8 protein-coding genes are annotated in these 7,844 nt (G+C 45.6%); 5 read left to right on the forward strand and 3 right to left on the reverse strand.

Going from position 1 to position 7,844, the window contains the following annotated elements:
* Positions 1–10 precede the first annotated feature (10 nt).
* Genes AB1L17_RS20365 through AB1L17_RS20375 form a run of 3 tightly spaced genes read left to right on the forward strand, consistent with a single transcriptional unit; the run spans position 11 to position 3,111 of the window.
* On the forward strand, positions 11–712 hold the full coding sequence (locus tag AB1L17_RS20365; protein WP_412846933.1) for an amino acid ABC transporter permease: 702 nt from the start codon (positions 11–13) through the stop codon (positions 710–712).
* Positions 709–1,431: an amino acid ABC transporter ATP-binding protein gene (locus AB1L17_RS20370; protein ID WP_412846934.1), complete on the forward strand. Its 723-nt coding sequence runs from the start codon at positions 709–711 to the stop codon at positions 1,429–1,431. The genes AB1L17_RS20365 and AB1L17_RS20370 overlap by 4 nt, the downstream gene beginning before the upstream one ends.
* Before the next feature lie 24 nt (positions 1,432–1,455).
* Positions 1,456–3,111: a M20/M25/M40 family metallo-hydrolase gene (locus AB1L17_RS20375; protein ID WP_412846943.1), complete on the forward strand. Its 1,656-nt coding sequence runs from the start codon at positions 1,456–1,458 to the stop codon at positions 3,109–3,111.
* 60 nt (positions 3,112–3,171) lie between these two features.
* Here the strand turns inward: AB1L17_RS20375 and AB1L17_RS20380 are convergent, their stop codons facing one another.
* Positions 3,172–3,825: a glycosyltransferase gene (locus AB1L17_RS20380; RefSeq protein WP_412846935.1), complete on the reverse strand. Its 654-nt coding sequence runs from the start codon at positions 3,823–3,825 to the stop codon at positions 3,172–3,174.
* Positions 3,826–3,994: 169 nt separating this feature from the next.
* On the opposite strand from AB1L17_RS20380, the gene AB1L17_RS20385 reads away from it, so the two are divergent.
* Together AB1L17_RS20385 and AB1L17_RS20390 are read left to right on the forward strand one after the other, a co-directional pair.
* Entirely contained in the window at positions 3,995–4,420 is a 426-nt protein-coding gene (locus tag AB1L17_RS20385; RefSeq protein WP_056489008.1) for a MarR family winged helix-turn-helix transcriptional regulator, read from the forward strand.
* Positions 4,421–4,528: 108 nt separating this feature from the next.
* A complete protein-coding gene (locus tag AB1L17_RS20390; protein WP_412846936.1) occupies positions 4,529–5,920 on the forward strand; it encodes an MFS transporter in 1,392 nt (463 codons plus the stop codon).
* Positions 5,921–6,136: 216 nt separating this feature from the next.
* On the opposite strand, the gene AB1L17_RS20395 is transcribed toward AB1L17_RS20390, so the two are convergent.
* Positions 6,137–6,628 carry a hypothetical protein gene (locus tag AB1L17_RS20395; RefSeq protein ID WP_412846937.1) on the reverse strand — a complete coding sequence of 164 codons (492 nt, stop codon included), beginning with the start codon at positions 6,626–6,628 and terminating at the stop codon, positions 6,137–6,139.
* Positions 6,629–6,941: 313 nt separating this feature from the next.
* Complete coding sequence (locus AB1L17_RS20400; protein ID WP_412846938.1) at positions 6,942–7,727, reverse strand: hypothetical protein; 786 nt, start codon at positions 7,725–7,727, stop codon at positions 6,942–6,944.
* Positions 7,728–7,844: the final 117 nt, after the last annotated feature.

Below are 7,844 nucleotides of genomic sequence, written 5' to 3' on the forward strand. Positions count from 1 at the left end.
GTAAGCAGCCATGGGTTTTGTGACCAGTATCCTTGATATTTTTGCGATTCATGGAAAAGCGTTTTTGGAGGCAGCGTGGGTGACCGTTTCGCTGACAGCCGTATCCTTAGCCATGGCTTCTGTGATCGGACTCGTCTTCGCCTTTTTCAAAGTATCCGGGATCTTCCTTCTGCAAAAGCTCGCCGACACGTATATCTTCATCGTGCGCGGCATGCCCTTGATCGTCCAGCTCATGTTCCTCTACTACGGGATATCCAGTGTCATCGTTCTCTCTGACTTTACGGCAGGTGCACTCGCGCTTGGCATCCACTCTGGCGCCTACATTGCCGAGATTTTTCGTGGAGCCATCCAATCGATTGACCGCGGACAGATGGAAGCCGCCCGTTCACTCGGGATGCCGTACAGTCTGGCGATGCGCCGAATTGTTTTGCCACAAGCCTTCAAGCGAGCGATCCCGCCGCTTGGCAATCAGTTCATCATCGGGTTAAAAGACTCTTCTCTCGTCGCGTATATTGCCGTTACCGAGCTGTTCAACCGCGCCCTCTCTGCACAAGCGGAGAACTTCATGCCCTTTGAAACGTATTTCGTCGTCGGATTGTATTACCTCGCTCTCGTCGCTATCTTTTCCTTTATTTTAAACCGTGTTGAAAAACGTCTCGACACTGGCAGAACGCCCGTCAACACCGGCAAACCAAAAGAGGTGGCGGCATGATCCAGGTACGCAATCTGGCAAAATCGTTCGGGAACCTGCATGTGCTCAAAAATATCACGCTGTCGATCCAAAAATCAGAAGTGGTGGTGCTCATTGGAGCGAGCGGGTCCGGGAAAAGTACTTTGCTTAGATGTCTTAATTTTCTGGAAATAAAAGACAAAGGCGATATCGAGATCAACAATCAGGTCATCGATGTCAAAAACAGTGATTTGAACAAAGTACGCGAGCATGTCGGAATGGTATTTCAGCATTTCAATCTGTTTCCGCATATGACTGTGCTGGAAAACGTGATCGAAGCACCGATCTATGTCAAAAGAAAAGCCAAGGCGGAAGCGACCAAAAAAGCGATGGAGCTATTACGCCGCGTCGGACTAACAGACAAAGCAAACGCCTATCCCGAGCAGCTCTCCGGCGGGCAAAAACAGCGAGTCGCGATTGCCCGAGCATTAGCCATGGAGCCCGATATTATGCTGTTTGACGAACCTACTTCTGCCTTGGACCCTGAGCTGGTAGGCGAAGTGCTCGCTACCATGAAAGACCTCGCTCGCGATGGCATGACGATGGTCGTCGTCACACACGAGATGGGCTTCGCCCGTGAGGTAGCAGACCGAGTCATTATGCTCGCGGACGGCGAAATGGTTGAAGAAGCCCATCCCAGCGAGCTTTTCACGAATCCAAAGCATGAACGAACCAGACGATTTTTACAACAAATTTTGTGAAAAAAGAAAGAGGGAGAATCCATGCTGCTACAAAGCCGTGAATCCATCCTGCAATTGACCGATGAATTAGTCAGCATTGAAAGTGTCGTGAACACGACAGGCGAAATCGCTGTTGCTACCCATTTATATGAGCATCTGAAGTCATTCCCCTATTTTCAAAAGCATCCAGATCAGCTGATTCTATCCCGCACGGTCAACGACGAGGTGGAGCGGTATAACGTCCTTGCTTTTGTCAGAGGAACCAAGGCACAGAGCGACAAAACTGTTATTTTGATGGGGCACACCGATACGGTCGGCATCGAGGATTACAACCATCTGAAGGACAAAGCCTGCCATCCAACTGCGCTCATGGACGCCTTAAAAAGTGAACCCCTGCCTGCACTGGTGAGTGAGCAGCTGGAGTCAGGTGATTGGCATTTTGGGCGTGGTGTGCTCGATATGAAAAGCGGCGTAGCGAGCCACGTCTACTTGCTGAAGTACTATTCCGAGCACCCGGAAGAGCTGGTGGGCAATCTGCTGCTGCTCGCCGAGTGTGACGAAGAAGACAGCTCGCATGGCGTCCTCTCCTCCTTGAAGGATTTGAAAAAATGGCGAGAGGAGCATGGCTTTGACTATATTGCGCTGATCAACTCCGACTTCGTCGCCCCACGCTACGATGGGGACCCGAATCGTTATATCTACAAGGGAACTGTCGGCAAGCTGCTTCCTTCTTTTTATATCACGGGCTATGAGACACATGCAGGTTCTGCCTTTGAGGGGCTTGACCCGAACTTCATCGCCGCAGAGCTGACCCGTCAAATCAGCTACAATCCTGACCTGTGTGACGAGGCATTCGGAGAGACACCTGTGCCGCCTGTATCGTTGAAGCAGACTGACTTCAAGCCGACCTACACGATTCAGACCGCCCTATCCGCCTACGTCTATTACAATTTCTTCATCCATTCCTGGTCTCCGAAGCAAGTCTTGGCGATGCTCGCGGAACAAGCCGAGATCGCCTTTGAAAACGCGCTGACTCTGTTGGGTGAGCGTCACCGCCGCTTCTGTGAGAAGAGCGGGCAAGCTTGGACTCCGCTCCCTTGGAAGACGAGAGTTTTGATCTACGAGGATATGAAAAAAGAGCTGATAGCCGAGCATGGGGACGCCTTCCTCTCGCACATGAAACAGTTTAAAGAGGCGCTTTTGCAAGACAAATCCTTGGATGTGCGCATGTTCTCTGCTCGTGTGGTTGAGGAGGAGGTCAAGTGGATGAAGGACAGAAGCCCCGCCATCATCTTGTTCTACTCCTCTCTCTACTCTCCTCGCATCGAGCTCGTTGGCAAGGACGAACGGGAGCAAAACCTGATAGAAGCATTGGAGCAAGCCGTTGCAGCTGTCCAGCCTGATTATGCACACCCTATCGTGACGCGTAACTTTTTCCCGTATGTTTGCGATATGAGCTGTGTAGCCCTCTCAGACGATAAAGAAGGCATTCTCGCGATCGAAGAGAACAATCCGAGCTGGGGCAGCAAGCATTACGTCGAGTATCAGGACATTCGAGACATCAATGTACCGTGCATCAACATCGGTCCGTATGGGTACGATGCGCATAACCGTTTTGAACGAATGGAGATTACGTATTCCACTGAAGTCGTTCCCTCTGTGACTAACGAGATTATCAAGCGGCTGTTGACTATACGTTAACGAAAACGCCAGCACCGATTCCGAAGTGTGCTGGCGTACTCTTTTTGTTCAGGAATTTATTCAGAACTGGTTCGGGAACTGCTTAATGATACCTGCTGTCAGCACATCCGCCATTGCGATGATGTGGTCCACGCCTTTATCAAACGCAGCAATGTCTGCTTCCCAGTTCTTTTGCAACCTCGCTTGGAGATTTTCAGAGAGCAGCTTCAAATGCGTATACATCATCTCTTTTATATCTTTTTCGGGCCAATTCGGGTTCGCACTGCTTAAAAACTTGGCAATATCATCTGCATTCCGAAACCACTCCTTGTTGAGCTTATCAAGAGTTCCTTGATCGCCCTTCTTAGCTGCGTCGATGATTTTGCCAGCGATCACAATGTGCTCGGTTAACAGCTCAGCCAGCTTTTTGCCTGCTTCCTCCCCGTAATACGGTTTGATTGCGTTTCCGATATCCACCTGGTTTTTCAAAAGCCGTGCCAAAACCTTTTCTTGATCTTCCAGCCCTGCTAATGCACTGACCAGATAGCCTCTTGTCCATATCATATGGTCAATCCAGAGCTTCCTCATATCGCCTTGCAGCTTTACTTCTTTCGGCTTTATACATTCTGTCTGCTGTACATTTCCTTGTGATTCCTTGGCTTCTGCCATGCCCGGCACACCAAGTAAAGCGACGCACATCAATAACAGCGTTACTTTTTTGAGTAATGGAGTCATTTATTCCTTCTCCTTTTCTGGTAAGTATTGAATCCCGCTGTTATTTTGAGCTATTTCGGCTTTTTCATTCGCCAAACATCCCCTCCCTGTAAATTGACACTCATTGAAAGCATCCTTATAGTTGTCTTATCAACAGTTGTCCTGATTGCCTAATGTAGGAGGTTTCGCCATGAAATTGGATGAGTATATCGGCGTCATCGTGAAACGTACAGATTTAAAACTGAACAACTATTATCAAAAGGTATGCAATCCGTATAACATCACCATCGATCAGTGGATGATTTTTGTCGTGTTATGGGAAGAAGAAGGCCTGACCCAGAACGAACTGGCAGAACGAACCTATAAGGATAAAACGAATATCGCGCGGATGCTCTTTCTCATGGAAGAACGAGGGTTCATTCATCGCGAAACAGATAAAAAGGATCGCCGCTCCCTTCGCGTCTATCTGACGGAAAAAGGGCGACTTTTAAAAGACGAGGTCCTTCCTCCCTCCATCGAAGCGTACGAGAAAACCATTGCAGGATTGACTGAAGAAGAAGTGAACCAATTTCGAAGAACACTCAATATCATTTATGAGAACGTAAAAAACTTGTAAAAACAAAAATTATTGCAGGATGTCATTTTTTGTATATAATTAGTTGTTATAACAACAGTTTTTATGACAACTTTCAAGACAAGATATATACAAAAAGGAGTGAAAATGATGAGCACAGAAGGCATATGGAGCACGCGTTACCAAGCATTGACGATTGGTATTATTCTTGTGGTGACTGCTACTGCATTCGAAGGCTTGGCTGTCACGACAATCGCCCCGAGTCTTTCCCGAGAGCTGCAGGGTGAGGATTTATATGGCTGGGTATTCAGCGCTTATTTGTTGGCTCAGCTGATTGGAACTGTGGTCACAGGTCAATTCGTCGATAGAAAAGGACCTGCCCAGCCTTTCATTGCGACAATCATACTCTTTGCTGTTGGCATTGTAGTTGCTGCGATCGCGCCAGATATACTAACGTTACTGCTTGGGCGAGTGCTGCAAGGATTCGGAGCAGGTGCCTTGGTCAATTGCGTGTACACCATGATTACCTTGCGTTACCCCGATTCCCTTCGCCCTCAAATTCTCGCTGTTTTCTCCAGCGCTTATATCCTTCCGGGCTTGTTTGGACCTTATGTAGCCGGGATTATTGCTGAACAGTTGTCTTGGAGATATGTCTTCTGGTTGATCCTGCCCTTCATCTTTCTCTCTGCACTCTTAACCACTCCCTCTTTTCGAGGCTTACAACCGCCCAAAGCAAGCGCGGCAAACAATCGCAGTCTTCTACTCCCTTTTTTCTTGGCCGCAGGGACTGGTGCCTTGCTTTTTGGACTCGGCAAAATTCCCTCCATCTACGGTTTCCTGATATCCATCGCGGGTTTGCTTACCCTCAGTGTCCCGTTGTATAAGCTGATGCCGAAAGGAACGCTCCTCGCACGCTCAGGCTTACCTGCTGTCATCGCGTCTCGGGGTCTTTTCGTCGCTGCCTATTACGGCACACAAACGTATCTCGTCCTTGGACTCACTTCGATTTTAGGATTAACTGCCGACAAAGCCGGTTTAGCTGTTGCCTCCGCAGCCATCAGTTGGTCGCTGGCAGCCAATGTACAAGCGAAGCTGGACAAAAGAGACCAAGGAGCAGGTCGAAAAAAACGAATTATTACAGGACTCGTCATTATGCTCATCGGAGTCGCCTGCACCGTACCACTGATGCTGATTCAACAAGACATTTTCGGTATCGTGATCGCGATTTTTAGCCAGATCATTATGGGCTTTGGAATCGGCTTGGCTCACCCGACAAGTGGAGCCATTGCGTTTTCTCTTGCAAGGCCTGGTGAAGAAGGAAAAGTATCTGCTGAAATATCGATCGCCGATACATTCACGCCTGCGATTGTCATTGGTGCGGGAGGAGCCATTGTATCTGTGATGACTGCATTTGAATTTTCGCTTTCTGTTGGCATTACCATATCCCTGCTCCTTCAGACGTTCATCGTCCTACTTGGTCTGGTATCTGCTGCCCGACTGGCGACAGGTTCCGTACTTGTTCAAGAAAAAAGGACACCTTGAGTGAAGGTATCCTTTGCTCGTGTAGATAGGGTAGGTATGCCTCCTGTGCTTATTTTTCAGGGGGCATGTCTTTCTTTTTTGGTCTGGATATATACTGTTCTCCGACTCCAGAGTCTGTATTATTCATCTGTTACAATCGATCAGATATATTGAAAGTTGCTGAAGCGATTGGTCAGTAGACGGTGTACAGCCGAGATATGTTGCCAGATAGCAAGTTCACTCTTTTGGGGAATTAGAAATCGAATAAATACTTACAGTTTCAAAATACAAATTCTTCATCTCATCCTCTTGTATCCCAGGGTCCATTTCTTGAAACCACTCTTCTTCCATATCTTCTTCACTTAGAACGTTACCTCTCCAAAAACTTAATCTTAATTCAGGAAATTTATACACAAACCCACCACGTGCACTATTTCTATCATATGGAGAGAGAATGTCAATCATCTTTACAAGTTGACTTGCCCTGGTGTTAAATACATCAATATCCCTGAATAAAATGTTGAAATGTCTTTTCAAATCATTTACAACTTCTATATAAATTAGCCTTCCTTCTGAATCATATTCACAGCGAAAGTTCCTATGAAAGGATATTCTAGGATTAAAACATTTTTCCTTATATAGCTGAATGTATTGTTGCACTTCTTCTTCGCGCATACCTAGTTTAATTGCACCGACAGAACACCCTTGATTTATTACTAAATTATCCAAGCTATTCACCTGCCAAACTTTAGTATTACTTCGGGGGCACCTCACGAAACGGAAATAATCGTATGAACGTAATAGATTGTCATCGATCAATTCTTCTCGTTCTGTCAACGCCTGTATCGCTCACTCCAAGTACTGTATTCCAGAGAACAATGGCTGCTACTACTCAGGGTACCGCCAATATGAAAAACTCGAGTTCCTTAGCGTACAGGAAATCGAGCTTTTTATTACATCCAAGTCAGCATAGGTTTGATGATATTTGGTTGGCGATACCCCCAAAAGTATAAGCCTTACTTTCCTCGTAGCGAAGGCTTTATTAAAAATCATTTCTAAATATCATATTTGGTATATCGGAATATTCTACCACCCCTTGCCTTTCGCTTATTAGTAGCGGTCTTAAATCAATATTAACTATTTGGTTTTGGGGGAAATTTATCTTCCAATCAACTATTAGTTTGATCTGTTCCTTTGGTTTTAACTGGTAACCTGCTTTAGGCATCGGAACTTCTTGATTGTTTATAACTATTTTTACATCTTCCTCGCTATATGCTACATATGGATTATTTATTTTAATCCCCTTTATCATAACTGGATATTCATTTTCATTCCTCGGTGCAATTTCTAATGGCGTCCCTTTCGAAAATACTCCTATGTTATTAGAGAGTGCAGATATACCTGAAAACGCTCCCTTATGAATGTTTATATTTGCCTTACCTAAATCTAAAACTACTCTTTCGTTTTTCATATTAAAAGCAATTTGCGTAAAGACATGAGTCCCTTCTTTTTGTGTTAACAAATGAACAAACAAAGCCTTTTGATTTAAGTTATTTTGGGGAGGATTTTCCTCTATGAAAAATTTATTGATTTTTACTAAGTCTGTACTGGGTAGTAACTCGATGGATTCAATTTTACTTTGATCAAATTCGAGGGCAGGGGAATGATTGAATGCTAAATTTAATACGAACAGGTTTTGAGAATCTTTTGTCCAATATGATTCGTAACTCGCCTCATTTTTCACCATGTAGAAAACCTTATCATCAGTAGCAGTAGTACAAGAAGCTAGTAATAACCCTAAAAGTAACCCAATAATGTATATATGCATTTTTCTCAGATATCCCTGTCTCCTTTACAAGAAAATAGAGTAATCGAGTAGGAGGGGGTGACTAACCCCCGTCCTCTCACACCACCGTACGTACCGTTCGGTATACGGCGGTTCATC

The organism is Brevibacillus jepli (genome assembly GCF_047229145.1).
Lineage (GTDB): Bacteria > Bacillota > Bacilli > Brevibacillales > Brevibacillaceae > Brevibacillus.